Origin of the sequence: Campylobacter portucalensis, from assembly GCF_009690845.1 — a bacterium.
GTDB classification, from domain to species: Bacteria; Campylobacterota; Campylobacteria; order Campylobacterales; family Campylobacteraceae; genus Campylobacter_B; species Campylobacter_B portucalensis.
This window is the reverse complement of the sequence record NZ_VWSJ01000001.1, coordinates 124725-151509: the sequence shown is the minus strand read 5'-3', so window position 1 is coordinate 151509 and position 26785 is coordinate 124725. Positions and strand designations below refer to the sequence as shown.

The 26785-nt window shown below is 29.3% G+C and carries 24 protein-coding genes and 1 tRNA gene; 15 read left to right on the top strand and 10 right to left on the bottom strand.

Annotation, left to right across the window (positions count from 1 at the left end; translation table 11 throughout):
• Positions 1–19: 19 nt before the first annotated feature.
• The 5 genes from F1B92_RS00810 (at position 20) to F1B92_RS00790 (ending at position 5719) form a co-directional block, all read left to right on the top strand.
• Entirely contained in the window at positions 20–778 is a 759-nt protein-coding gene (locus F1B92_RS00810) for a hypothetical protein (RefSeq protein ID WP_154570017.1), read from the top strand.
• Entirely contained in the window at positions 778–4008 is a 3231-nt protein-coding gene (locus tag F1B92_RS00805; protein WP_154570016.1) for a peptide chain release factor 1, read from the top strand. Before F1B92_RS00810 ends, F1B92_RS00805 begins: the two co-directional genes overlap by 1 nt.
• Positions 4009–4294: 286 nt before the next feature.
• Positions 4295–4486 (top strand): 50S ribosomal protein L35, encoded by a 192-nt coding sequence (rpmI, locus tag F1B92_RS00800; protein ID WP_154570015.1) that lies wholly within the window; start codon positions 4295–4297, stop codon positions 4484–4486.
• Between the two features lie 89 nt (positions 4487–4575).
• On the top strand, positions 4576–4929 hold the full coding sequence (gene rplT / locus F1B92_RS00795) for a 50S ribosomal protein L20 (protein ID WP_154570014.1): 354 nt from the start codon (positions 4576–4578) through the stop codon (positions 4927–4929).
• A gap of 172 nt (positions 4930–5101) precedes the next feature.
• Positions 5102–5719: an outer membrane beta-barrel protein gene (locus F1B92_RS00790; RefSeq protein ID WP_154570013.1), complete on the top strand. Its 618-nt coding sequence runs from the start codon at positions 5102–5104 to the stop codon at positions 5717–5719.
• Positions 5720–5925: 206 nt separating this feature from the next.
• Here the strand turns inward: F1B92_RS00790 and F1B92_RS00785 are convergent.
• Positions 5926–6000 (bottom strand) — tRNA-Glu (locus F1B92_RS00785).
• Positions 6001–6063: 63 nt separating this feature from the next.
• Between F1B92_RS00785 and F1B92_RS00780 the strand changes: the two genes are divergently transcribed.
• The 3 genes from F1B92_RS00780 to F1B92_RS00770 are packed head-to-tail and all read left to right on the top strand — an operon-like array spanning position 6064 to position 9120.
• Positions 6064–6531 carry a hypothetical protein gene (locus F1B92_RS00780; protein WP_154570012.1) on the top strand — a complete coding sequence of 156 codons (468 nt, stop codon included), beginning with the start codon at positions 6064–6066 and terminating at the stop codon, positions 6529–6531.
• Entirely contained in the window at positions 6528–7367 is an 840-nt protein-coding gene (gene nfo / locus F1B92_RS00775) for a deoxyribonuclease IV (protein WP_154570011.1), read from the top strand. Before F1B92_RS00780 ends, nfo begins: the two co-directional genes overlap by 4 nt.
• Before the next feature lie 40 nt (positions 7368–7407).
• Positions 7408–9120: an ATP-binding protein gene (locus F1B92_RS00770; RefSeq protein ID WP_154570010.1), complete on the top strand. Its 1713-nt coding sequence runs from the start codon at positions 7408–7410 to the stop codon at positions 9118–9120.
• Positions 9121–9157: 37 nt separating this feature from the next.
• On the opposite strand, the gene F1B92_RS00765 is transcribed toward F1B92_RS00770, so the two are convergent.
• The 6 genes from F1B92_RS00765 to rpsU all read right to left on the bottom strand — a co-directional run bounded on the left by F1B92_RS00765 (position 9158) and on the right by rpsU (position 14242).
• Complete coding sequence (locus F1B92_RS00765) at positions 9158–10471, bottom strand: coproporphyrinogen III oxidase family protein (RefSeq protein ID WP_154570009.1); 1314 nt, start codon at positions 10469–10471, stop codon at positions 9158–9160.
• Between the two features lie 135 nt (positions 10472–10606).
• Positions 10607–11536 (bottom strand): D-2-hydroxyacid dehydrogenase, encoded by a 930-nt coding sequence (locus tag F1B92_RS00760; RefSeq protein WP_154570008.1) that lies wholly within the window; start codon positions 11534–11536, stop codon positions 10607–10609.
• Between the two features lie 2 nt (positions 11537–11538).
• Positions 11539–12720: a glutathionylspermidine synthase family protein gene (locus tag F1B92_RS00755; RefSeq protein WP_154570007.1), complete on the bottom strand. Its 1182-nt coding sequence runs from the start codon at positions 12718–12720 to the stop codon at positions 11539–11541.
• A 1-nt stretch (position 12721) separates the two neighbouring features.
• Positions 12722–13309: a UPF0323 family lipoprotein gene (locus tag F1B92_RS00750; RefSeq protein ID WP_154570006.1), complete on the bottom strand. Its 588-nt coding sequence runs from the start codon at positions 13307–13309 to the stop codon at positions 12722–12724.
• Positions 13296–13931 carry a hypothetical protein gene (locus tag F1B92_RS00745; protein WP_154570005.1) on the bottom strand — a complete coding sequence of 212 codons (636 nt, stop codon included), beginning with the start codon at positions 13929–13931 and terminating at the stop codon, positions 13296–13298. Before F1B92_RS00745 ends, F1B92_RS00750 begins: the two co-directional genes overlap by 14 nt.
• Before the next feature lie 98 nt (positions 13932–14029).
• Complete coding sequence (gene rpsU, locus F1B92_RS00740; protein WP_154570004.1) at positions 14030–14242, bottom strand: 30S ribosomal protein S21; 213 nt, start codon at positions 14240–14242, stop codon at positions 14030–14032.
• Between the two features lie 143 nt (positions 14243–14385).
• On the opposite strand from rpsU, the gene ccoG reads away from it, so the two are divergent.
• The 7 genes from ccoG (at position 14386) to F1B92_RS00705 (ending at position 23705) form a co-directional block, all read left to right on the top strand.
• Entirely contained in the window at positions 14386–15765 is a 1380-nt protein-coding gene (ccoG, locus tag F1B92_RS00735) for a cytochrome c oxidase accessory protein CcoG (RefSeq protein WP_154570003.1), read from the top strand.
• Position 15766: 1 nt separating this feature from the next.
• The gene (locus F1B92_RS09430) at positions 15767–16399 is read left to right on the top strand and encodes a TetR/AcrR family transcriptional regulator (protein ID WP_154570002.1); all 633 of its coding nucleotides are present in this window, start codon (positions 15767–15769) and stop codon (positions 16397–16399) included.
• A gap of 100 nt (positions 16400–16499) precedes the next feature.
• On the top strand, positions 16500–17612 hold the full coding sequence (locus F1B92_RS00725; protein WP_154570001.1) for an efflux RND transporter periplasmic adaptor subunit: 1113 nt from the start codon (positions 16500–16502) through the stop codon (positions 17610–17612).
• Positions 17612–20773: an efflux RND transporter permease subunit gene (locus tag F1B92_RS00720; protein ID WP_154570000.1), complete on the top strand. Its 3162-nt coding sequence runs from the start codon at positions 17612–17614 to the stop codon at positions 20771–20773. The genes F1B92_RS00725 and F1B92_RS00720 overlap by 1 nt, the downstream gene beginning before the upstream one ends.
• The gene (locus F1B92_RS00715) at positions 20766–22175 is read left to right on the top strand and encodes a TolC family protein (protein ID WP_154569999.1); all 1410 of its coding nucleotides are present in this window, start codon (positions 20766–20768) and stop codon (positions 22173–22175) included. The genes F1B92_RS00720 and F1B92_RS00715 overlap by 8 nt, the downstream gene beginning before the upstream one ends.
• Before the next feature lie 14 nt (positions 22176–22189).
• The gene (ung, locus tag F1B92_RS00710; protein ID WP_154569998.1) at positions 22190–22879 is read left to right on the top strand and encodes a uracil-DNA glycosylase; all 690 of its coding nucleotides are present in this window, start codon (positions 22190–22192) and stop codon (positions 22877–22879) included.
• Positions 22880–23567: 688 nt separating this feature from the next.
• Positions 23568–23705 (top strand): hypothetical protein, encoded by a 138-nt coding sequence (locus F1B92_RS00705; protein ID WP_154569997.1) that lies wholly within the window; start codon positions 23568–23570, stop codon positions 23703–23705.
• 120 nt (positions 23706–23825) lie between these two features.
• On the opposite strand, the gene F1B92_RS00700 is transcribed toward F1B92_RS00705, so the two are convergent.
• The 3 genes from F1B92_RS00700 to folE all read right to left on the bottom strand — a co-directional run bounded on the left by F1B92_RS00700 (position 23826) and on the right by folE (position 26686).
• Complete coding sequence (locus F1B92_RS00700) at positions 23826–24818, bottom strand: iron-sulfur cluster assembly scaffold protein (protein WP_154569996.1); 993 nt, start codon at positions 24816–24818, stop codon at positions 23826–23828.
• Between the two features lie 11 nt (positions 24819–24829).
• Positions 24830–26023 (bottom strand): NifS family cysteine desulfurase, encoded by a 1194-nt coding sequence (locus F1B92_RS00695; RefSeq protein WP_154569995.1) that lies wholly within the window; start codon positions 26021–26023, stop codon positions 24830–24832.
• Positions 26024–26110: 87 nt separating this feature from the next.
• Positions 26111–26686 (bottom strand): GTP cyclohydrolase I FolE, encoded by a 576-nt coding sequence (gene folE, locus F1B92_RS00690; protein WP_154569994.1) that lies wholly within the window; start codon positions 26684–26686, stop codon positions 26111–26113.
• Positions 26687–26785: the final 99 nt, after the last annotated feature.

The window sequence follows — 26785 nt, the reverse complement described above, 5'->3', positions numbered from 1 at the left end:
AAAAAAATAAGGAAAAAATATGGCTTATGATTATAAAATAGATGAAGAATACAAAAAAAGACAAAAAGCGTTTTCAGACACAGTAAGCAATAGGCTTTCAAGTGCAGGGCAAGGTAACAACTATTATAACCAACAAAAGCAACGAGCAAACAATTATAATGATAGTTTTACTAATGCTAGGGATTTTTACGGCAACGGCAATCTCAAAAGTGATAATCCATATCTAAACATAGGTCGTTCTAATGCAACAGGTCGTGAAGTTGGAGATAAATACGGATGGAATATAAGTGGTTTTTTAAATGATATGGCGATGTTAAAAGGAAAAAAATACGAAGATACAAAAGCAAAAGAAGAGCGTATTTTTAACTATAACAAACAATTAGATTATGATAAACTTAATTACGAGAGAGAACAAGATAGACAAAACTTTTTATTAAATCAAGATAAATTTAACTATCAAAAAGAAAAAGACGATAGAGATTATAATTTAAACCAAGATAAATTTAACTATCAAAAAGAAAATGATGATAGAAATTTTAATGCAAAGAATACAGAGAAATTATATAGCGATAATATACAATCTGCACTAGATGATTTAAAAGGCGAAGAAAGAGAAGTTGCATCACGATTTTATGCTAAATATGGCACGCTTCCATCAACAAGTATGACGTTTAAGGACGTAGAAACTTTACAAAAGAGAGGGTATAAATTTGTAATGGGAGAAGATGGAAAAAAATACATAATGGATAAAGACGGTAGAGTAATTAAGGCTGAATGATGAAATACACAGAGATTACACCAGAGGAGTTTTTAGGAGTCGAAAAGCAAAACGCTACAATGAAATACAAAGAAATCAGCCCTGAAGAATTTTTGGGAACTAAAGACGTTAAAAAAAATACAAGCTTTATGGGTGATATGTGGAGCGGACACGTAAATAACATAAATAAATATGTGGCTTCTATACAAAAAATGGCGTCAAAAGGAGCTGGTGCAATTGGTTTAGATAAGGCAAGTAGATATTTAGAAGAAGCTAGCAAAAACTCTTCAGATATTGCAAATGATTATAAAAAAAGAATAAATAATCAAGTAGCTGGTGTGATTGGGGAGATGGTCGGTGACCCTTTAAATTTAATTCCTGTTGGTGGTGCTATTGGTAAAGCTAGAAAAATAAAAGATTTAAGCAAACTTGAAAAAGCAAAAGACATAGGAAAAGAGGCTTTAAAATTTGGAGCGTTTAGTTCTGGAGCTAGTATGCTTAGTGATTATGGAGATAGTGCTATAAGTAGCGAGCAAATGAAAAAGAATGCTTTATTAAGCGGTGCAGTTGGAGCAACAATTGGCGGAAGTTTAGCTAGTGGCTTACCACAACAATTAATCAAAAAAGGCTACAATAAAGCAAAAGATAGTATAGATAAATTAAGGGGTAAGATAAGTAACCCTATAATAGATAATGTTTTAGATAGTGCAAACCCAAATCTAACACCAAGAGAGTTAAATAGGATTGATAAAAAAGAGATGGCTAGAGTGCATCAGGTTTTAGAAAATAAAAAGCCATCTACTATCATTAGAAAATATGATGATAGCAATAAAGACGCACTAATTTTTGAAAAAGGCAATAAAAAATATGGTGCAAAACATATACAAAGAAAGCATTTAGGGAGTGGTAAGAAAGGCGAAGTTAGCAAGTATGACATTATGAGCTTAGGGCAAAATATTAGAAATAATTTGCAAAACAATATAGAGCCAACCACTGAAATTGATAGTATGGGAAGAAATAAAAAACTATATGAATGGGAAAAAGATTCCTCTAATTTCCGTGCAGTTACAAGAGATTTAGACAAGGCTGAACTAGATCAATCTCCAGCCAATTTTAATCAGCCTCGTGAGAAAATTATATCTTTTTATTCTGATAAAAACCTTAAAGAGCCTATGGAATTTCATACAAAAGCTTATCAAGATAGCGAACAAATTCCTAAAATCTCTAAATTTAATCTTGAAAATTTAAAAGGCATTGCCTCAAATCAAGCTGGCTCTGCAATAAGCGGTGCAGGAGTTGGTGCAACGATAAATGCTGATTATGATAGTAAGGGTGATATTGACTGGGCAAGTGTGGCAACTGGTGCTATTTTAGGAGCAGGAGGCGGATTAGCTATTAAGAATGCACCTAAGATTATAAGAGAGGCTGAAACATTGCCTATAAAAAAAGAGCTAGATAGTGCTATATTAGAGAATGATGAGTTTCTAAAAACATATAATGATAAACAAGACAAACTCCAAAAGCGTTTTAATGAAGTAGAAGCAGATATAATTCCTCCTGAAATATTAGAAAAAAATAGAGAAATCTTAGAATATTTAGAACAGCAAAAACAAAGTTATAAGCAGGCAAAAGGAAATAAAGAGGAAAAAGATAAGATTAAAAAACAAATGGAGGATGCGATTAATTATAGAGAAAATTTAAACGCTCCTTATACTCCAAGAGTAGAAGAAGAAAAAGCCCTTATAAAAAATGAAGAAATTGCTCTTAATAATACCCTTATAGAGAAGCAAGCTAAGGTTAGGCAGTTAAAAGAACAGCTAAAAGATGACAAGGATTTTAAAAATATAAATGGAGTTTTTGGCGAATTAAGAGGAGCATTTACAAATACATTTAGCGATGATTTTAATAAGCTAAGAGATAAAGCAGTATCTAATATAAATAAACAAGCTATGGATATTGAAGTAATAAACAAGATGTTTAGCGGATATGATAAGCAAACTTTGCAAAATATGGGTAAAGCACTACAAGGAGAGGATATAACCTTAGGTAACATTGATAATAAGCTAGTAGCTAGTCTTAGAGATATGATAGATAATAATACAAAAGAGCTTCACTCTCTTGGATTTTTTGACACCAATACACTAAATGAGTATCTAGGAAACTATACTATAAGAAACTATGATTTAAATTTAAAAGATAAATTTAAAAACACATTTAAAGCAGGATTTGGTTTAGATAATATAACAAAAAAAAGAGGTGAAGAGTATGCTATTAGTTTAGAAGATTTTAAAAAAGGCGTTGCAAGTGGAGATATTGTAGAGTATGGAAGTGGAGGATTTAGCAAAGGCAAAAAGACTTATTTCAGAGATAAAGATGGTAAAATTTTACACAATCAAAAAAATCAAGTAATCATAAGACAAGATTTATCAAAAGCAAGAAGAGCCGAGCTTAAAGAAGATACAGATATATCTATAATTGCGGCAAAAACTCTGATGAAACAAAGAGAGCTAATAGAGCATGCAAAATATCTGCAAAACATTAAAGATTATGCAGAGCAATTAGCAAAACAAAGTCCAAATAAACAGCAGATTTTTTTAGAAGTAGCAGGTGATGTTGATAAAAAATACTTAGATAGTTTTGCAAAACAAAGCGGATTTACAAAGCTAGATAGTAGATTTGGGGTATTAGAGGGTAAATACATAAGAAAAGATATTGCAAACGATTTAAACGCTAATTACGATAAGCTATATGGAACTTTTTTTGGTCGTGATGGTTGGGGTGCGGGTTGGAAAAATTATCTAAATATGTGGAAAAAATCAAAAACAGTGTATAACTCAAAAGCACATATTAATAACCTAGCCTCTAACGCCTCTTTAATGATATTAAACGGCTTTAATCCAACAGATATGATAAAACAAGCCAATGTTTTATCAAAGGCTAAAACATACGATACCCTATTAGCAAAACAAAAGCTAGGGATTATTAACGAAACTGAGAGTAAAACACTTTTAGATATGAGCGATGAGATGAAGATATATAAAGAAGCTTACGATAGCGGTCTTTTTGGTAGAGGGCAGATTGCAGATGTAAGCAGTGGAGAAAGCACACTAAAAGGCGTTTTAGGAAAGAGTGCAAGGTTTGCGGAGAGTGCTTATAAATTTGAAGATAATGTTGCAAGACTTAGCACTTTTAGCAGTCTTAGAAAAAAAGGCTATGTTAGTTGGGTTATTTATGATGATTTGGTATTTTAATGTCTATCTCAAAAATAAAAATAACTTTGTATCAGCGTTAGCTTTAATAGTTAGAATCTTAGGTATTTTAGCAATTAAAGCTGTGTTTTATGGGTTAGTAAATACTAAGTTATCCTACATTTTGCTTAAGATGTAGTTATAAATGAGCTTTTATTTTTAAATTTTAGGATAATTCGATAAATACACCGATATAAATATGATCAAAGCTTAAAAAGATATGTAAATTCAGTTTAAATAAAACTTATTTTGATATAATCACGTTTCATTCTAAATTTAAAGGATTAGCATGCCAAAGATGAAAACCGTTCGTGGTGCAGCTAAGCGTTTTAAAGTAGGCAAAAATAAAATTAAAAGAGGCTCTGCTTTTAGAAGCCACATTTTAACAAAAATGTCTAGAAAACGCAAAAGAGATTTAAGACAAGCTCAGTTTGTCGATAGCACCAATGAAAAAGCTGTGAAAAAAATGCTTGGGAAATAGTTTTTGATTTTTATCATTCAAACTCCCCTAAATTTGCTTAAATTTAAGGGCAAGTTCCAAATTTGGACGCCATTTATGAAAGGATAGGTATGGCAAGAGTAAAAACAGGCGTGGTTAGAAGAAGACGCCACAAAAAAGTTTTAAAGTTAGCTAGAGGCTTTTATAGTGCAAGACGCAAACACTTTAGAAAAGCAAAAGAGCAATTAGAAAGAAGCTTATGTTATGCATATAGAGATAGAAGGGCCAAAAAAAGAGATTTTAGACGCCTTTGGATCGTTAGAATAAATGCTGCTTGTAGATTAAATGATATAAGTTACTCAAAATTTATGAATGCACTTAAAAAATCAGGCATTGAGCTTGATAGAAAAGTTTTAGCTGATATGGCTATGAATGATCCAGCTTCATTTGCTTTGGTGGTCAAAAAAGCAAAAGAAGCCCTTTAATATTTTCAAATTTAGAGATTTGCTTTTTGTAAATCTCTATTGCCAGTTAGATTACATCCAAATTTTTACAATAATTTAATAATAAATTTTCATTTTATTTAATTTTTCAGCCAACCTTAAAAAAAAAGAGGGGGGGGTATAATTACATCATATCTTTTAATAAGGAGAAAAAATGAAAAATTTAGTTAAACTTAGCTTTGTTGCTAGCTTATTGGTTGCTTCGTCGCTAAATGCACATAAGGGTGCTTTTGTAGGTTTTGAAGGTGGTTATAATAATTTTTCGCTTAGCCTTGAGACAAAAGGTAGCTCTAGTGAAAAATTCGATGCAAGTAAATCAAATTTTGGACTTGGTATAAAAGGTGGTTATAGTTTTGGTGAATTTAGAGTTTATGGTGCTTATGAATATATATCAAAAATAAAACATAACAAAGAAAAAAATCAAATGGATGCAACTATTCATGAGATATATTTAGGTGCAGACTGGACTCCAGAAATCGCAACCGATCTTAGGGCAGTAATTGGTGCTTACACTGGATCTTCTATCATACATGGCGGAGTTAAGATTAATAAAGACTCTCAAAGAGGCACTATAGATTATACTGTTGCTGGATGGTTAATAGGTGCAAAACTAGGTTTAGAATATATCGTAGCAGATCATCATGGCATCGAAGTTGGTATGAAATATAACTATACAGAATTTTCTAATTTTAATGATGACCAAAAATTTACCATCGATGACATTACAAATAAAAATTTAAAAGCTTATCTTGGATACTCTTATTATTTTTAAAATTTAAAAGATTCATAAATTTGATATTTTTTATAGGCATTTAAAAAGTTCCAAAATTTTATAGTAGATTTTTTAATAACTTATAGATATTTTAATTAAAGCATTTCGTATTTAGTTATTGTAAAGACTTTTATAATTTAATAACTTTATGTCTTTTAAAAATACTTTTTTGTTGATAATTTTTGTATGCTTTTTCAATATAGTGTTGGTGACCCATACGAGATTCGAACTCGTGTTACCGCCGTGAAAGGGCGATGTCCTAACCGTTAGACGAATGGGCCACTCGGTTAATAAAATATTTGTGAAATGTGATTATACTTCAAAAAAACTTAAAGGTTACTTAAATGAGAGCTAAAAATATATTTTTTTTAATTTTTATAGGAATTTTTTTTGTAAGTTGTGCAAAAACAGGTTTAAATCGCTCAAAATCAGCTATTTTTACCATAAAAAGTCCTTTGATAAAAATAAACGATGCTGGATTTATTGATTTTGGCAAAAAAAAGATTAGGCTTCAAATTTATAATAGCGGCGTTGGATTGTTTGAAATGGATATTAAAGATAAAATTTGTTATAATGGTATCTGTGAAGATGAGATTAAATTTAATGAAAAATTCTTTAAATTTAAACATTATAGAGGTTTTTTTAAAGATATTTTGGCAAAAAAACCGATCTATAATGCAAAAAATCTCATAAAAACAGAGTGTGGATTTAGGCAAGAAGTTATAAATTTGCAATATGAAATTTGCAATAAAAAAATTAGTTTTAATGACAAAAAAAATGAAATAAAAATAATAATAAAGGAGATGGATTGAAAAGAGTTGGAGCTCATGTTAGTGCTAGTGGCGGAGTAGAAAATGCACCGTTAAATGCAATGAAAATAAAAGCAGACGCTTTTGCGTTGTTTTTAAAAAATCAAAGACAATGGAGTGCAAAACCTTATAGTGATGAAAATATCAAACTTTTTAATGAAAATTTAGAGGTCGCAAATATAAAAAAAGATCACATTTTGCCACATGATAGCTATCTTATAAATTTAGGTCATCCAGATCCATCTCTTAGACAAAAAAGTTTTGAAGCTTTTATGGATGAGATAAATAGGGCTAATATATTAGGACTTAAGCTTTTAAATTTTCATCCAGGTTCTCATTTAAATCAAATAAGCGAAGAGGAGTGTTTGGATAATATTGCTTTTTGTCTAAATAGAGCCATCTCAAATTCACAAAATGTTAAATTAGTTATAGAAAATACAGCAGGACAAGGGTCAAATTTAGGTTATAAATTAGAGCATTTGTCATATTTAATAAGCAAAATTCACGATAAAAATAGAATAGGGGTTTGTATAGATACTTGTCATTTTTTTGCTGGTGGATATGATATAAGAGATAAATTTAGTTATGACAAAACAATGGCTTTATTCGATAGAATCGTTGGCTATAAATATTTAAGTGCAATGCATTTAAATGATTCTAAAAATAGTCTTGGCGTAAAAAAGGATCGCCATGAAAGTCTTGGAGCAGGGACTTTAGGGCTTGAAACATTTAAAAATATAATGCAAGATAAAAATATAGATGAAATTCCGCTTATCTTAGAGACAATTGATGAAAATTTATGGGAAAAAGAGATAGAAATTTTACGTTCAATGATGTAGGATTGATTAAAATTTAGTTAAATTTTAAAAAAGGAAGATTATGGATTATTTAAAAGATTTTTTAAGCAATAACGAAATACAGCCTAAAATTTATGAAATTTTAGAAATATCAAAAAATGAAGCAGAAATTTTGAAAATTTTAACAAAATCATATATGGATGGAAATTTATCAAATAGTGTTCATAATCTGCTTTTAAAGGCTTTTGGTAAAGATAATTATAGATATTTAAATCATTTGGATGAAATTAAAAATTTGCTCGATTTTGGATATATTGTAAAAAATGTTAATTTTTTTAAGTCAGACAAAAAGGCTTCAAAATTAAGCCTTTTGCACACCGAAATAGAACTTAGCGATATGTTTTTAAATTTCTTAGAATCAGGAGAAATCGATAATGGCTTTCCTGATTTGGGCGAGTATTCTAATCATTTAGAGTATTTGCAAGATCAATTTTTATTGGTTGAGTTTTATCAAAAAAGACTTTTAGCTCAAAGTAGGGAGCATAAAATTCGTATCGATAAAAAAATTAATACTCTTAAAAATATCATAAAAAACAAGCTAAAAATAAGTAAAATTAATATCGTTATTGAGCAAATTTTTAAACAAAATTTTTTAAATGAGCAAGAACAAATAATATTTTTAGCTCTCTTGAAAGAGGAATATTCTAGCGATTATGAAAATTTGAGAGATATAAATACTCTTCTTGATATGATTGGCGATAATGAGATGGATAAGATTAAAAATCGCTATTTACTAGAAGATAGTGGAAATTTGATATCAAATGGGTTGATTGATTATGATGAGGTTCTTGGTGCGACAGGTGGAGTTACAAAAAGCTTTTTTATTAATGAAGATATTTTGCAATCAATAATGTATCCACAAAAAAATGATAAAAAAAGTAAAAAACTAGTGCTTGAAAATTTGATAAAAGATAGTGAAATTTTTGAATTAATTACGCCTAAAACAGATATAAATGATGTAGTCTTAAATCCTAAAATTAAGCAAATTCTAGATTCTATCTTAAAACAGCTTGATAAAAAAGTTATAAATAAACTAAATAGTTGGGGTATAAAAACTAGAAAAAACATAGATGCAAAAATAATATTTTATGGTCCGGCTGGAACTGGCAAAACTATGAGTGCAATAAGTCTTGCAAAAAGTTTAAAAAAGGATGTGATAAGTTTTGATTGCTCTAAAATTCTATCAAAATATGTTGGCGAGAGTGAACAAAATGTGAGAAAAATTTTTGATACTTTTAAGCAAATTTGTTCTCAAACAAAAAGCGAGCCTTTATTGCTTTTAAATGAAGCTGATCAATTTTTATCAAGTAGGCTTGAAAATGGGCTTAGTGGAGCAGAAAAAATGCATAATCAAATGCAAAACATCTTTTTAGAACAAATTGAAAAATTTGAGGGTGTTTTAGTGGCGACTACAAATTTTTTACAAAGCCTAGATAGTGCTTTTTCAAGAAGATTTGATTTTAAAATAGAGTTTAAAAAGCCAAATTTTCAAGAAAGAATTAGAATTTGGCAACAAATTCTTCCTGAAAATGCAAGTTTTGAAGAGAGTTTTAGTATAGAAAAATTAGCTAAATTTGATTTAAGTGGAGCCCAAATTTCACTAATTTTAAAAAATACAGCCTTGAAAGTTGCTGTAAGAGAGGATGAAATTTTTAAGATGAGTGATTTTATAGAGGAGATACAAACAGAGCAAATTTCAGCTTTTGGAGATGAAAAAAGAGTTGGAATTTTGTAGCATTAAGATATTATAGCTGAAATTTAACTCCTTTGAGTTAAATTTCTTCACTCATTACATATAGTTTTTTTCTCGATTTAATTTTTGCATCATTTTTGAATATAGCCCTTACTTTGTCCATTCCAGTATAGAAATCTTTCATTAAAACTACACATATATATCTTCCAAATTCTGTTGGTCTAATAAAGCCATTTTCTTCATATATGGCATTTGCAAGACGCAATAAATTTAGTTCTAAAAACATAGTTTTTTTTAAATCCACTTTGTTTTGTAAATTAAAATCTTTTATATTTATCTCTCCATCAAATAGTTTAGTTAGAAATATATATTTTATTTTTTCACTATCTTTAAAATCACAAGTGGCAATGACAGGGCTTTTATTTGATTTAATCTTTTCTTCATAATCATCTAAATTAAAAGCATTTATCAAAAGCCTACCATCTAAAAAACTAAAAGCCCCGCTACCAACTCCAACATAATCGCTATTTGATCCAACATACTCATCTGCTAAATTTGACTTTTCTTTTGAGAAAGCCCAAGCATTATTTGAGTTGTAATCTTTAAATTCTTCTCTTATGATTTTATAGAATTCATACTCATTGTCTATATTACTAATTCCAAGGCTTTTAGCGATTGCGTCTTTTGTTAAATTTGATTTCATTAATGGATAGAGCGTTATTTGTTGTGGATTTAAATCTTTTGCAATTTTGATGTCGGTTAATAAATTATCTTTTGTTTGAAATGGAAAATTAAAAATTAAATCAAGACTTAGCACAGGCAAGATATTTATAGCCTTTTCTAGCTTATTGATTAAATCTTTTTGTGAGCCAAATTTTTCGAATCTGGCAACTTTTTTTAAAATTTCATCATCAAAACTTTGCACTCCAACACTGATTCTATCTATAAGCCCTCTAAATTTAGCCAAATTTTCAGGTTGAATGTGATTTGGATCTGTTTCGCAAGAGATATCTTGAATGCTAAATAATTTTTTTGCAAGTTCTAGGGTTTTTATTAATTCATCTTCATCAATAAGAGTTGTGCCACCGCCAACATATAAAGAGTTGAAATCATATCCAGCTTCTTTTGTTTGCTTTAATTCCTCTCTTAAATTTTTAAAATAGTTTTTACAGCTTTCTTTATTGTATTGAAATTTATGAAAAGAGCAATATGGACAAAAAATATGGCAAAATGGAATGTGTGTGTATAGCATATATGATTTATTTGGATTTGGAATTTTGGCTATATTTTGATTTGTAATATCGATATTTAGATTATTTGTTAATGCTTTTTGCATTTTTGAGTGTGCATATTTTATGGCAAATTTATTTATTGTTTTATTTAGAAACGACATATATTAAAATTCCTTTAAAAATTATATTATATAAGAATTATAAGTCTATCATAAAGTTTGTTAAATTTTCCTTTTGATACAAAGAATTTAATAAAATTTATATAGCATAGTGTTCTAAATTTAGAACACTATTTTTTAATTATTTAAAAAATTTTCAATATTCAAAGCGATTTTTTCTATTAATATTTTTCTTGCTTCAACGCTACCCCAAGCTGTATGTGGAGTGATGATTAAATTTTCTTTAAATTTAACATTTAGCAATGGATGATTTTTTGTCATTGGCTCAGTTTCTAAAACATCTAAAACTACTTTTAAATTTCCATCATCAATAGCGTTTGCTAAAGCGATTTCATCTATAATTCCACCACGACCAAAATTCATTAAAATCGCACCTTTTTTTATCTTGCTTAGTTCATTTTTACCTATTAAATTTTTAGTATTTTCATTTAGTGGAGCGTGAATTGAGATTATATCGCACTCTTGCAATAACTCATCTAAGCTAACTTGCCTAAAATTTGAGTCGTTATTTTTACCACTTGTTGAAAAATAGCTTATATTTGCACCAAAGACTTGAGCTATTTTGGCTACCTTTTTTCCTATCTCGCCAAGTCCAATAATTCCAAAATTTTTACCACAAATTTCAGTAATAGGCTTATCCAAATTTGTAAAAATTTCACTCTTAGCCCATTCTCCGCTACTAACATAATTTGTATAATAATTCATATTGTTTGTTAGCATCAGTAGTGATGCAAATGTTTGTTGAACTACGCTATTAGTAGAGTAGCCAGCTACATTTTTAACAGGAATTTCACGTTTTTTAGCAGCTTCTAAATCTATATTATTAACACCTGTTGCACTAACACAAATGAGTTTTAAATTTGTGTTGGCTATAACTTCGTTAGTGATTAAAACTTTATTTGTAATTACAATATCAGCATCTTTTAAACGTTCTATAGTTAAATTTGCAGGAGTTTTATCATAGCTCTTAAATTCTCCAAATTTATTAAATATGCTCAAATCTGCATCAAAACCTAAAGTGTCGGCATCTAAACATACTATTTTCATTTTTAATCCTTTATATAATGACTAACAAATTTAGCAAAATTTCCTAAGATTTCACCACCTCTTCTAAATCCTAACCCACAACCCTCATAAGCAAAAAATACTCCCGCTTGATATGAGTTGTTGTTTTTGTCTTTATTGAATTCATAAAATTCTTGATATAAAAATCTTTGATTTGCATAATCTCCATCTTCTTCTAAGATAGTTTCTCCATTTTTGTTAATTATGCTTACATTCCCGCCTTCACGCCCCAAAAATGGCTTTTTTACCATTTTTTTATCGTCTAAAGGCTCAAAAGAACTTTCTAATAAAAGCGGATGATTTGGATATAGATCCCATAGAATTTTTAGAATTCCTTTGCTTTGAAAAAGAAGAGTGTAGGCTGGATTTAAGATGATGGCTTTTTTGTTTTTTATGATATTTTTTAAAATTAATGCAAGCTCGCCCTCATCAACTGCTATACTTTCCCATGGTATTAATTTAAACCAAAATTCGTAATTTTGACCATTAAAATTTATACCATCTTCATCGCTAAAATCAACTTCATCAACATAAGCAAAATCTGTCTCAAATCCAGCTTCTTTTGCTGCAACTTCTAAAAATTTAGTCGTTATTTCATCTTCTATATTTCCAGCTATAGAGCTAAATAGAATTTTCCATCCATCATAGTATTTATCAAATTCAGATGTATCATCACTCAAAGTTACTAGTCTTTTAAAATTTTCAACCAATGCATCGTAAATTCCGTTAAATTGAGAATTTTCATCCATATCATTTTGCTTTAATAAAGCCCATTGTATAACTGCACTCTCAAAAAGAGATGTTGGCGTATCAGCGTTAAATTCAATTAATTTAATCGCCTTACCGTCAATACCTCCAGCTAAATCAAATCTGCCATATAAATGCCAATGAACATCATTTTCCCAACTATCTTTGATGATATCTATTAAATTAAAAGGAATTCCAATCTCATGAAATAAATCATTATCAATCACATATTGTGCTGCATTTACAAACATATCGTATAATTCATTTACTGCTTCATAATATCTATCTGCTTGCTTTTGTGAAATTTCTAAAATTTCATCAGCTAAATAAGGGCTTTTATCTTCGTCAGTGTGCCATTTAAAGCCTAAATTTTCTAAATACTCTTTACTTAAAGGGGCAACTTTTTTTAAATTTAACATCTCAACCTCCTACTGAATTTGATTTTGAACCACCACCAAAAAATCCGCTTTTACCGCTTGATTTTTTAGATGAAGTTGTGCTTTGTTTATTAAAACTATTTACGCTTTTTGAGTATGCTGAAGGGTTTTTGTATGCACTTTGTCGTTGATTTTGATATGCTGGATTATTAAAAAGCTTGCTCCCTATCCAGCTTCCAATAATTGCTCCAGCCACACTAGATAATATCGCTTCTCCAAGCCCCATTCCACCGCTACTAATAGTAGCGTTTGGATTCGTTAAATTTGAAGTTCCATTTTGGATTTTTACATTTTCTTTTTGAATTAAAGCATCCATCTCTTCTTTTGTTAAAACTTTTTCGCTTCCATCTAATTTTTTTAGAACAATTCTAGTTTCTTTGCTCGGAAATTCTTCGACTATTTTATATCCACCACCTAAAACTTCTTCAATGATTACGAAAGCTCCTTGATTTGCATTTTGTTCTAAATTTGAATTTTCATCTTGGCTCGCACATCCACTAAGCCCTCCAGCTAAAATCAATCCAAAACCGCCAGCCATAGCGTATTTTTTAATCTGTTTAATACTCTTCATTATCATCCTTATCGTTGATTTTTAATATATCAAAATTTTTATTTACCAAAACCATACCATTTTGAATTTTTAAATTTTCATCTGTGTAAGCATTTTTAATAATAAATTTTTTAATATTTTTCCTTTTTTTCTTTTTTAAATTTAAAGAATCCAAAAAGCTTCCAAGTTCAATCCACTCGTCATTTTTAATATCTATAGCTTTAGCTTCTATTTTATCTGTTTGTGGTAAAATCGGTCTTTCTAATATGCTTAAAAAATATTTTAATTTTTCATCTCTTTCTTGATAAATCATTTTTATCTCATTTTTACTTGCCATCAAAAGCTCTTCTTTTTCTCTAAAAAGTTTTTCTTTATCTTCTAACAAGCTCTTATTTTTAAGCTTTAAATATTCAATTTCATTTTTTAAATATGATATAAATTCGCTATTTTCTTGATGTATTAAATTTTGTGATTTTTTTGATGGTTGCTTTGTAGAATCTTTTTTTTCTAATTTTTCTAAAATAACATATTTAATGCCATTTTCTTCTACGCTTTTCATAACATTTCTTCTAATTCTATTATAAATAGCCTCTTTTGAAATTCCAAGCTTTTGTGCTGCTTCTTGAATAGAAAATTTTTCCATAATAACAAACTCCTTGTTAGTATTATCTCAAATTTAGGCTAAAAATATAATAAATTTTACTAACTAACAGCTAAATTTACTGCTAGTTAGCTATATGGTTAGAGTTTTGACTCATATCTTCTTAACATATAAAGTCTTTTTAGCATTTTTTTGCGTGCTGAAATTTTTTGCTTTTTGCGAATTTCAGTATTTGGCTCAAAAAATTTTCTAGCTCTTGCTTCTGTAACTACAAGATTTCTATCTGTTTGCTTTTTAAACTTTCTGTAAGCTTCATCAAAAGACTCATTTGGATGAACCTTGATTCCTGGCATCCAAATCACCACCTTTCATTAAAATTTTTGAGGTTTTATTATACATAAAAAAAATAAAAAAAGCAAATTAAAAAATTTGCCTTTTAAAGCTTAAATGTAGTATAATTGCGATATTGCTAAATTTATCATAAAAAGGAAAAAATATGGCTAGAGGATTTATTACAAAATACGCTAAAAATAGATATTTTACTTTTATTTGCATTTCAGTTATGGCTTTAGTTATACCTTTTTTACGTATCAATGAAGCACATCTTTTTTTGCTTAGTTTTGATAAAAAAGAGTTACACCTATTTTTTCAAATTTTTTCTATGCAAGAGATGTATTTGATGCCGTTTGTTTTGATTATACTTTTTTTAACTATTTTTTTTATAACGACATTAGGTGGGCGTGTATGGTGTGGTTGGATCTGCCCTCAAACTATAATGAGAACATTTTATAGAGATTTTTTGCAAACAAAAATTTTTAAAATCAGAAAAAATATTTCAAATAAACAAAAAAAAGTTGAGGATAAATTTATAAGAAGATTTTTTGCGGCCTGTATTTGGGCTTTTATAAGTATTATTATGGCTTCAAATTTTTTATGGTATTTTGTGCCACCTGAAGATTTTTTAATCTATATAACAAATCCAAGCGAGCATCAAATAACCGTTACTATAGTGTTTCTTATAGCTACTTTTATATTTATTGATACTATTTTTATTAAAGAAAATTTTTGTATTTATATATGTCCTTATGCAAGAATTCAATCAGCAATGTTTGATGGTGATACTGTGCAAGTTATTTATGATGTAAAAAGAGGTGGAAAAATTTATGATGACAAACATAATAAAATTTCAGATAAACCAAAAGGCGAATTTGATGAGTGCATTGGTTGTAAATCCTGTGTGAATGTTTGTCCAACTCATATTGATATTAGGCGTGGTATGCAGCTTGAGTGTATAAATTGTTTAGAATGTGCAGATGCTTGCTCTAATGTTATGGCTAAATTTAACAAAAAATCATTGATAAATTGGACTAGTAAAAATTCAATTGATAGCGGAAATAAGATAAAATTTTTTAGATTTAGAACGATTGGTTATATGGTTGTTTTATCTTTGATTTTTATTGTGTTGTTTTTTGTGGGTGCAAATAGAGAAAGATTACTTTTAAACATTAATAGAGATAGCAGTCTTTATAGCATTGTAGTTGAAGATGATAAATTTAGTATTGAAAATAGTTATATTTTTATGATAGAAAATACACAAAACAAAGATCATAAATTTTATTTTAGTGTTGATAATCAAGATATAATTATTAAAAAACCACAAAAGCCATTTTATATAAAAAGTAAAAAGAAGAAAAAAATAATTGTAACTTTAAAAACTTCTAAAATGTTGGCAAATAGCGATAGAAAAGATAGTGTAATTAATATAAACATAAAAGCTTTTGCGGTTGATGATGAAAGTATAAGCACGCAAAAAAAGAGTATTTTTGTCTATCCTAAAAAAACAGTGATAGATGAAAAATTAAAAAATAGGAGATAATATGTCGCTAGAATTTAGCAACAAAAGAGCTAAATTTAGGTATGAAAAAATTCTGCAGTCTGGGCTGGATTTATTTTTAGAAAAAGGCTATAAAAATACAAGTTTAAATGATATAGTAAAAAAAAGTGGTGGGTCTTTTGCTACTATATATAAATTTTTTAAGAATAAAGAGGGGCTTTTTAGGGCGATTATTTCAGAAAGCGTAGATAAAATCAATCAAAAACTACAACAAGAAATTAATATAAATAAAAATTTAAATCTTGAAGATTTTTTATTTATATTTAGTGAAATTTATCTTAATGTTATGTTTAGAAAAAATACTATTTTATTTCATAAATTAATCTTAAGTGAGGGTTTTAACTCTTATAATATTGCAATTGGAAGATCTTTTGTAAATGATACTGCTATATTTTTAAATAAATATTTAGTAGATTTTTTTAAAAAAGATAAATTTATGTCTAAATTTGAAGAGCACGAACTTTCTCAATATGCTTTTAATTTTACATTTTTAATAAAAGAGCCATATTTTTTTGAAGCAATTTTTTTTGATAAGGATATAAAAATCACAAAAGAAGAGCAAATTTTGCATATAAAAAGATCTATAAAGGTATTTTTAAATGGAATTTTATCTTAAAATTTAATCAATTTTTATTGACAAGTTTAAATTTAAGATGTAGAATTAGCTTTTATTTTGTAATTTAAATTACAAAATTATATTATTTAAGGAAAATTTTATGAATAAATTTAAAAAAACATTGATATTTTTATCTTTTGTTTTAATTTTTTATGGTTGCAATAAACCATCAACAAAAGAAAAGCCTTCTGGTTTAAAACCGCAACCTTTGCCAGTTTCTGTTATGGAAGTAAAAAGTTTTGATGTGCCAATTAGTGCAAAATATCCAGCCAAAATAGTTAGCGAACAGAGTGTGGATATAGTAGCAAAAGTTAATGGAACTATAATAAAACAATTTTTTAAAGCGGGCGATAATGTAAAAAAAGGTGATAAGCTTTTTTTGATTGATGATGAAAAATATAGATCCGCAGTCGATGTCGCAAAAGCAAATTTAGGCGTTGCAAACGCTAGCTATAAGATGGCAGAACTTGATTATGATAGAGTTAAAAAGCTTAAACAATCAAACTCAATTAGTCAAAAAGAATTTGATTTGGCTCTTTTAAATTTAAAAATTTCAAAGGCAAAAGTAGATAATGCAAAAGCAATTTTACGAAATGCTCAGATCGATTTAGGATACACTATAGTAACTGCACCTTTTGATGGAATTTTAGGAGATCCATATAAAGATATAGGGGCTTATGTAAGTATTCAAAATCCAAATTTAGTAAGACTTACAAAACTAAATCCAATATATGCTAAATACGCTATTTCTGATATTGATGCACTTAATATAAATAGTAAAATTTTAGGCGGAGAGTGGGTTCAAAAAGATTCTCCCGCAACTCTTACAATAAATGAAAAAGAGTATAATGGCACTACCGTTTTTATAGATAGAGTTATAAATCCTTTAACAAATTCCGTAGATGCAAAAGCTGTTTTTGATAATCAAAATTTAGAGTTAATACCAGGAAGTTTTGCTGTTGTTACAATGAGTGGCTTATATCAAAAAAACGGTTTTAAAATTCCTCAAATTGCTATAAAACAAGATTTAAAAGGTGCTTTTGTGTATTTGGTAAAAGATGGAAAAGTTGCTAAATCCAGCATTAAAATTTCAGATCAAACAAGTCAATATGCTGTTGTATCTCACGGCTTAGAAGATGGAGACAAGATAATATTGGATAATTTTATAAAGTTAAGATTAGGTATGCCAGTTAAAATAGTGGAAGGTAAGTAATGTTTTCTAAATTTTTTATAAATCGACCAATACTTGCTATGGTTTTATCTATCATTATAATAATAGCGGGTTTAATTTCAATGAAAATTTTACCGGTTGAAGAATACCCTCAACTCACTCCACCAAAAATAGCTGTTGTGGCAAATTATAATGGTGCTGATGCTCAAACTATAGCTTCAACAGTTGCTGCACCTCTTGAAGAAGCTATAAATGGTGTAGAAAATATGATATATATGCAATCAACATCTAGCTCTTCTGGCGAGATGTCTTTAAATGTATTTTTTAAGGTCGGAACAGATCCTCAAGAAGCCTTAGTTAATGTCAATAATAGAGTCAAAATTGCACAAGCATCTCTTCCTGAAGAAGTAAAAAGAATTGGTGTTAATGCTTTTGAAATGAGTCCAAATATATTAGAAGTTTTATCTTTTTATGATCCAGAAGGAAAAATGGATATAGTTGATTTAAATAACTATGTTTCAGTAAATATTGTTGATGAATTAAAAAGAATTCCAGGAGTTGGAAATGCAATTTTAATTGGCAGTAAAGACTATGCTATGCGAATTTGGATTAAACCAGATATGTTAAAAAAATACAACCTAACAATTTCTGAAGTTATATCTTCAATAAGAGAGCAAAATAGTCAATACGCAGCAGGAAAAATTGGAGAGCAACCAACTACTAGCGATAATCCATACGTATATATTTTAAAACCCGAAGGAAGATTGAAAAACGCACAAGAATTTGAAAATATAATATTAAGAAGCGATGATAAAGGCTCTATGCTAAAGTTAAAAGATGTTGCTGACGTTACTATTGGTTCTGAAAAATATGTTTTTGATGCTTTTGTTAATAAAAGTGCTATGGCACCTGTTTTGATTATGACTCAAAGTGATGCAAATGCTTTAGAAGTGGCTGAGTTGGTAAACAAAAAATTAGTTGAGCTTTCAAAAAATTTTCCAGGAACTTTAACTTATGACATTTTATATGATACAACCACATTTGTTAATATAAGCATACAAGAAGTTATTAAAACTTTTATTGAGGCTATGATTTTAGTTTTAGTTGTAATGTATATGTTTTTAGGAAATTTAAGAGCAACAATCATTCCAATGCTAGCCGTGCCTGTTTCTATTATAGGGGCTTTTGCTGGCATACTTATTATGGGATTTTCTATAAATATGATAACGCTTTTTGCTATGATTTTGGCAATTGGTATTGTTGTTGATGATGCAATTATTGTAATTGAAAATGTTGAAAGAATTTTAGAAGAGAAGCCTAATTTAAGCGTTAAAGAAGCTACTCAAAAAGCAGTTCAAGAAATTTTTGCACCAGTTATATCTATAGTTTTAGTTTTAAGTGCCGTGTTTGTTCCTGTTGCTTTTATGGATGGTTTTGTGGGGATCATTCAAAAACAATTTGCTTTAACTCTTGTTGTTTCTGTATGTTTATCTGGTTTTGTAGCACTTACTTTAACGCCTGCACTATGTGCTTTAATGTTAAAAAAAGATAGAACTCAGCCTTGGTGGTTTGTGCGTAAATTTAATGACTTTTTTGATTATAGTACCAACTTATACACAAAAGGTGTAAGTAAAATTTTAAGACATACCATACCGTCGTTAATAGTTGTTGGTATAATGATATATGGAATTTATACGCTTATGAAGGTTATTCCAGGAGGACTCGTTCCAAATGAAGATAAGGGTGCTTTAATGGTAATTAATCAACTTCCATCAGCATCTTCTATTGAGCTAACAAAATCACATGGTAAAAATTTAGTAGATATTACGATGAGTGAAGAAAATGTAGAATCTGCAGGTTTAATGGCAGGATATGATTTAGTAGCGGGAACACTTAGAGAAAATTCCTCTATTATGTTTATCAAATTAAAGCCTTGGGATGAAAGACGAACTTTAGAACAATCATCTTTTGCTTTAGCGAATAAATTTAATGCTATGTTTTATGGAAATAGAGATGGTGTTAGTTTTGTTGTAAATCCACCTCCAATTAGCGGTCTTTCCGCAACAGGAGGTTTTGAGCTTTTTGCACAAACAAATACAGGAAAAAGCTATATCCAAATGCAAGAAGATATGCAAAAAGTTGTTGCAGCAGCAAATCAAAGACCAGAATTAATGATGGTAAGAACCACTCTAGATACAAAATTTCCACAATATAACCTTGTGATAAATGATGAAAAAGTAAAAATGAGTGGAGTACATTTGGCGGATTTATTTGCTACAATAAATGCAACTATAGGAAGTTATTATGTAAATGATTTTAATATGCTTGGAAAAACTTACAAAGTAAGCATAAGGGCTAAATCTGAATTTAGGGATTCTGAAAATGTTTTTAGAAATATTTTTGTAAAAAGCCAAACAACAAAAAATATGATACCTATAAATTCTCTTGTCAAACTTGAAAGAAGCTTAGGACCTGATAATGTTGATAGATTTAATGGTTTTCCGGCTGCAAAAGTTATGGGAGAGCCTCGCCCTGGATATACATCAGGTCAAGCCATACAAGCAATTTCAGAAGTATTTAGAGAGGTTTTTCCAAATAATGATTATTTAATTGGCTGGTCAGGCACTGCTTATCAAGAGGTAAATTCAACAGGAACTGGTAAAATAGCTTTTATATTTGGACTTATATTTGTATATTTGATTTTGGCGGCACAATACGAAAGATGGCTTATGCCATTAGCCGTTTTAACAGCTGTTCCGTTTTCTGTTTTTGGAGCTTTAATTTTTATATGGGCTAGAGGCTTAAATAATGATATATATTTTCAAATAGGACTTTTATTGTTGATTGGTTTAGGAGCTAAAAATGCTATTTTGATTATAGAATTTGCGATGGAGGAGTATAAAAAAGGTGAGGGTATATTTAATGCAAGCATTAAAGCTGCAAGGCTTAGGTTTAGACCAATTGTGATGACTTCTCTTGCTTTTACTCTAGGGGTCTTGCCTATGGCTATAAGCACTGGAGCTGGTTCAGCATCAAGACAGGCTATAGGCACTGGTGTGATTGGAGGAATGATAGCTGCTTCTACTATAGCGATATTTTTTGTACCATTGTTTTATTCTATAGTTGAAAATTTTAATAATTGGTTAAATAAAAAATTTAAAGATAATCAATTATCGCAAAATAAAAAGGAAGATTATGCATAAAAAGATTATAAAATTTACCATTTTTTTGGCATTTGTTTTTAGTGGATGTTCTTTTAAGCCAGATATGCCGCTTCAACAATATAACTACAAGGCAAATTTAGATAGTATTGAATTGAGTGATAAATGGTGGATGGATTTTAAAGATGATACCTTAAATGAGTTAGTTGATTTTGCTTTAAATAATAATTTAGATTTAGCAATGGCTTTAAATAATATTGAGCTAGCAAGAGTAAATTTAGGGTTAAATAAGTTGGAGTTTTTACCAACTATCATCTATAAAGGCGGTGGAAATTTAGGTGCTAGTGGGATTGATTCTAATCCAAAAGAGAGTTATAGTTTTAGTGGGATTTTAGATTATGAGCTTGATTTGTGGGGTAGAGTAAGAAATAGTGTATCATCCAAAAAGTCATCTTTTTTAGCAACTAAATATGACTATGATACAGCAAGACTAAGTATAGCAAGTAGCGTTGTTTCTAGCTATTTTAAGCTTTTATTTTTAAAAAAACAAGAAGAAATTTTAAAAGACAGTCTTAAAGCATATGAAAGCACCTTAGAATTTAGACAAAATCAACTAAAAGCTGGCGTGATTAGTTCTATCGTGTATTATCAAACAAAATCTCAAGTTGATAGTGCAAAATTTAAACTTATTGATATTCAAAATCAAATTTCAAGCACAAATACCGCTTTGTCTGTTTTAATTGGTAGAGATTATGATGAAATTTTGTATGATAATGTAAAAATTTCTGATAATTTTGACTTTTTTGTGCCAGAAATTCCTAGCGGCATTCCATCAAATTTACTTTTAAAAAGATCAGATATAGCAAGTGCTTTAGAAAGATTAAAAGCTTCAAATTTTTTAGTTGGTGTCGCAAAGGCAAGCTATTTTCCAAAACTATCAATAACTGGAATTTTTGGCTATACAAGCAGTGAATTTGATAGACTTTTTATTGAAAATGCTAATAGCTGGAATATTGGCGGATCTTTAGTGGGACCGCTTCTTGATTTTGGTAGAACTTCAAAAAGAGTCAAGATAGCAAATTTAGAACAAAATGCAAGTTTGATAAATTATGATAAGGTCATCAAAAATGCTTTTAGTGAAGTAAGAAATAGCCTTGCAAATAGAAAAAATTCTATTTTAAAGAAAGAAGCAGCACAAAATTTAGTTGATTCTCAGCAAAAAGTTTATGATCTAGCATATCAAAGATATAATGCTGGATATAGCGATCATTTGGAACTTTTAGATGCTCAAAGAGGACTTTTAAATGCAAAATTAAATTTAGCAAATGCAAATTTAGAGCTTTTAAATAGTGTTGTTTTTGTATACAAGGCATTTGGTGGTGGATTTGTTGCAGATGGCGATACAAAAGAATTTATAAAAAACCATATGCAGGCTATTAAATAAATTTAGGCGTTAAGATGAAGATAAATTTAGATAAGGTGGCTATAGAAAATTCATGGAAAATGGTTTTAAAAGATGAGTTTTTAGCTCCTTATTTTTGTGCTTTAAAAGAAAAACTACTTTTAGCAAAATTTACTTCAATCGTTTTTCCACCATCAAATTTGATATTTAATGCTTTTAATCTCACTCCTTTTGATGAGGTTAAGGTTGTGATTTTAGGACAAGATCCATATCATGGCAAAGATCAAGCAATGGGGCTTAGTTTTTCTGTTCCTAAAAATGTAAAAATTCCGCCAAGTCTAATAAACATATATAAAGAAATTTATGATGATTTAGGTATAAAGCAACCAAATCACGGAGATTTAACATTTTGGGCAAAGCAGGGCGTTTTGCTTTTAAATTCAACTTTAAGTGTTGAGAGTGGCAAACCAAATTCTCACTCAAATTTTGGATGGCAAATTTTTACAGATTCTGTTATTAAAAAAATAAGCGATAAAAAAACAGGAGTTGTGTTTTTGTTGTGGGGGAATTTTGCTAAGCAAAAAGCCTCTTTAATAGATCAAAATAAGCATTTTGTATTAACTGCACCTCATCCTAGCCCTCTTGCTAGAGGCGGATTTTTTGGTTGCAGACATTTTTCAAAAACAAATGCAATTTTAAAAAATACAAGACAGAATCCGATAGATTGGGATTTAAATAATTTTTAAGATTTCATAAATTTAATATGATTATAGTATAAAAATAGGCGTTTCATTAAGATTTGAAAGCTAAATTTAGAAGAATCTTAGAAAAAATCGATTTTATGGTTGATTGGATATTTTCTTATTGGCTTAATAGAATTTGATATAAAACTTTACTATTTTTTTAGCATAATATCCAAATTAGCACTTTTTAAATTTAGCATAAATTTATCTCTTCTAAAGCTAAAAAATTATTTAATCTTAACTTGCAATCCAAGAAATTTTCTATATCATTTATATGATTATCGGCAAATTTATTTTTAGAATACCTTGCTCTAAAATGCTTTTAGTTCTTTGAGTCTTATAATTTATCATAAGCTTTAACGCTTCACTAAAATTTGTTTAAATTTTACTCAATATTTTTCTTAAATACCTGTTAAATTTGATATTTTTGTTATCTTAGCAAAATTAGCAAAGCATTTTTTGAAAATCAAAAAAGTTTTACGAAGCAAAAAATATCTTGTAATTTCTCTAAATTTAGCTTTAGAAATTCTAGAATGGATAATATGCCTTTTTCATCTTTATGATAATATTTTAAAACTCATTTCATTAAAGCTTAAGTTTCATTGAGTCTAAAATAAACAATAAAATAGTTAAAATTTGGTGGTAAATAGGGGCTAAATTAATGGCAGAGTGATAAAATGCAAATGCTTAAATGGATGTAAAAAGAAAATTTATATGTTTTAGTAGAGATATTATGCTTGCAATCATAGCCATAAAGTTGGAATATGTATGTAGTAAAAATTTTAGAGTAAAATTTACTAATTACGCAAAAGGCATAGAAAACTTTTGAGTTATTGCAAATCAGATTTTAAATTTAAAGTATAAGTTGGGGAAATTATAGTAAAACCGAAAAATAAGTTTTTTAAATTTAAGATTCTTAGATTGCTCAATAATAGAGCAATCTAAGAAATTAAATAGGCATAACTCTTATATTTGAGCTTAAATTTTCTTGCAAAACATGCTCTATTGCAAAGAGAGTTCCAGTTGAACCACTAGAACATCCGCTACAAGCTCCAAGATATCTTATATAAATATCAATTTTACCATCATCACCTTTTCTGATATCAACTATATCCATATCGCCTCCATCCATCATAAGCATAGGGCGAATTTCAGCATCTATCACGCCTTCTACGGCTTTAAATTGACCAATTGTGTTTAACTCTTCAAAATTTATATCAGAGTCAAAGCCAGAAATTTTTGCATCAGCTATTTTTGTTAATTTCTCTTTTTCCATCTCATCTCTTGTTTGAGCTAATATATCTGCTAAATAATACTCTCTTTCCTCGTGTCCGCCAGGTTTTACACAGCTTTTGCAAAATCCGCCCGCTTTTGTGTATTGAGTAATCTCTTCTATTGTTTTTAAATCATTTAATTTTATAACTTCTTTTATCGTTCCAAGACTAACCCTTGCACACTCGCAAACTATTATTTCATCTTCAAAATGATCAGGATCTACCCCTTTATAGCTAGCTGCAGCTGCTTTTATGACATCATAAGCCATTACAGAACAGTGCATTTTTTGTGGTGGAACAGCTGGAGTTTCTGGATTATCCCTCATAGCTTTTTCAACATCAATGTTTGTTATTTTTACTGCTTGATCAACTGTTTTTCCGATGCATAATTCAGCCATAGTATCGCTACTAGCAATTGCTGACCCACAGCCAAAGCTTTTAAATTTAGCATCTATAATTGTATCTGTAGCCTCATCTACTAGCCAATAAAGCCTAACTGCATCACCGCAACTTTCAGCTCCAAAATCAGCTACTATTAGTTTTGCATTTTTTTGATTTGCATCTTCTTCTGTTATTTCACCCATGAATCTAGGATTATTCATCCTATCTTGCACTTTTTTAGAATACTCTTCCCAAAAAGAACTATTTATTAATGAATTTTTTGCCATCTTTTATCCTTTTATAAACCACTTTTATGCCATTTTGGAGCATATGCAAAGCTACTTGAAATAGCTCTTAATCTTTTAACCGCTTTTTTTATCTCATTTGCTGCATACTCTATCTCTTCTTGAGTGTTAAATCTAGAAAGAGATAATCTAAGTGCAGTGTGAGCTAAATCTTTATCGGCCCCTATAGCTTCCATAATTGGATTGCTCTCTAAACTTTCACTAGCACACGCTGAGCCTGTTGATGCTGCAATTCCTGCTTTATTTAAATCCCAAAGCATAGCTTCACCTTCAACTCCTTTAATGCTTGCTAAGATAGTATTTGGAACTCTATTTTGTCTTTTTCCTACTACGCTTACATCGGAGATGGTTAAAATTTCATCTTCTAACATATCTCTAAGTCTTCTAACATGAGAATTTTCCATATCTAAAAATTTATTAGCAAGCTCTAATGCTTCACCCATAGCAACTATATAAGGTGTGTTTAAAGTTCCGCTTCTTCTTCCGCCCATATGTTCGCCACCATGCAATAAACTAGTAAGCATTTGACCTTTTTTTATATAGAGTCCGCCAATGCCTTTTGGACCGTGAAATTTATGTGCCGAAAAACTCAAGAAATCCACATCTATTTCAGATAAATTTATTTTTATCTTGCCGACTGCTTGAACTGCATCTGTATGAAACAAAACTCCTCTTTCATGTGCAATATCAGCTAGTTGTTTTATTGGAAAAATAGCCCCTGTTTCGTTATTTGCCCACATTACACTAACAAGAGCCGTTTTATCTGTAATAAAATCCCTTAACTCATCAGGATCTATAAGACCCTCGTTATTAACATCAAGTCTTGTAACTTTAACTCCAAGTCTTTCTAAAAAAGAACAGGTATGCCCAATAGCTGGATGTTCTACAGCTGTAGTTATAATATGATCTTTTTCTCCATTGAGAATTTTATCAAAATATATGCCTTTTAAAATCCAATTATTGCTCTCAGTAGCACAAGATGTAACAATCACATCGTCTAAATCGTTAGCACCAAGACCTTCATAGAGTTGATCCATCGCCTTTCTTAAGGCTGGTGCAGACTCGATACCAAATTGATGAAGTGAGTTTGGATTTCCATATTTTTCACAAAAAAATGGCAACATAGCTTCATATGCTTCTGGTGCCATCATCGTTGTAGCATTGTTGTCTAAATAAACTCTTTTCATATTCTCCCTTTAATTCGGATAATTTATATCTTAATTGAAATAATACATTAAATTTATTAAATTTAAGCTTTAAAATTTTAAATAATTTTAAAACCTTGTGTATGTTTTAGAATTTATCAGAGAAAAAAATTCTTTTCTAGTTCTAGCATCTGTGATAAATCCCCCTCTTAAAGCCGAAGTCGTTGTAATTGAATTGATTTTTTGAACGCCTCTCATTTCAACACACATATGCCTAGCTTCTATCACAACCCCAACTCCTTTTGGCTCTATAACTTCTTGCAATGCTTGAGCTATTTGTTCTGTAAGTTGCTCTTGAATTTGAAGCCTTCTTGCAAAAACATCTACCATTCTAGGAATTTTTGAAAGACCAACAACTTTGCCATTTGGTATGTATCCAACATGAACACGTCCGATTATAGGAAGTAAATGATGTTCGCAAAGGCTATAAAATTCTATATCTTTTACTAAAACCATTTCATTGTTTGAGCTTTCAAAAAGTGCATCATTTAATATATCTTTTGGATCTTGACTATAGCCACTAGTTAAAAATTTAAAAGCCTTAAAAACTCTACTTGGCGTGTCTATCAAACCATCTCTATTAACATCTTCACCAATAATTTTAAGCATATTTTTTACTGAAGTTTCAAAATTTTCTTTATCCATATTATTCCTTAAAAGGAGATATTTTACTGAAATTTTACTTATCTATTAATTAAATTTATTTAAAACACTAAAATTTTGAGTTTATAGTTAAAAATTGTA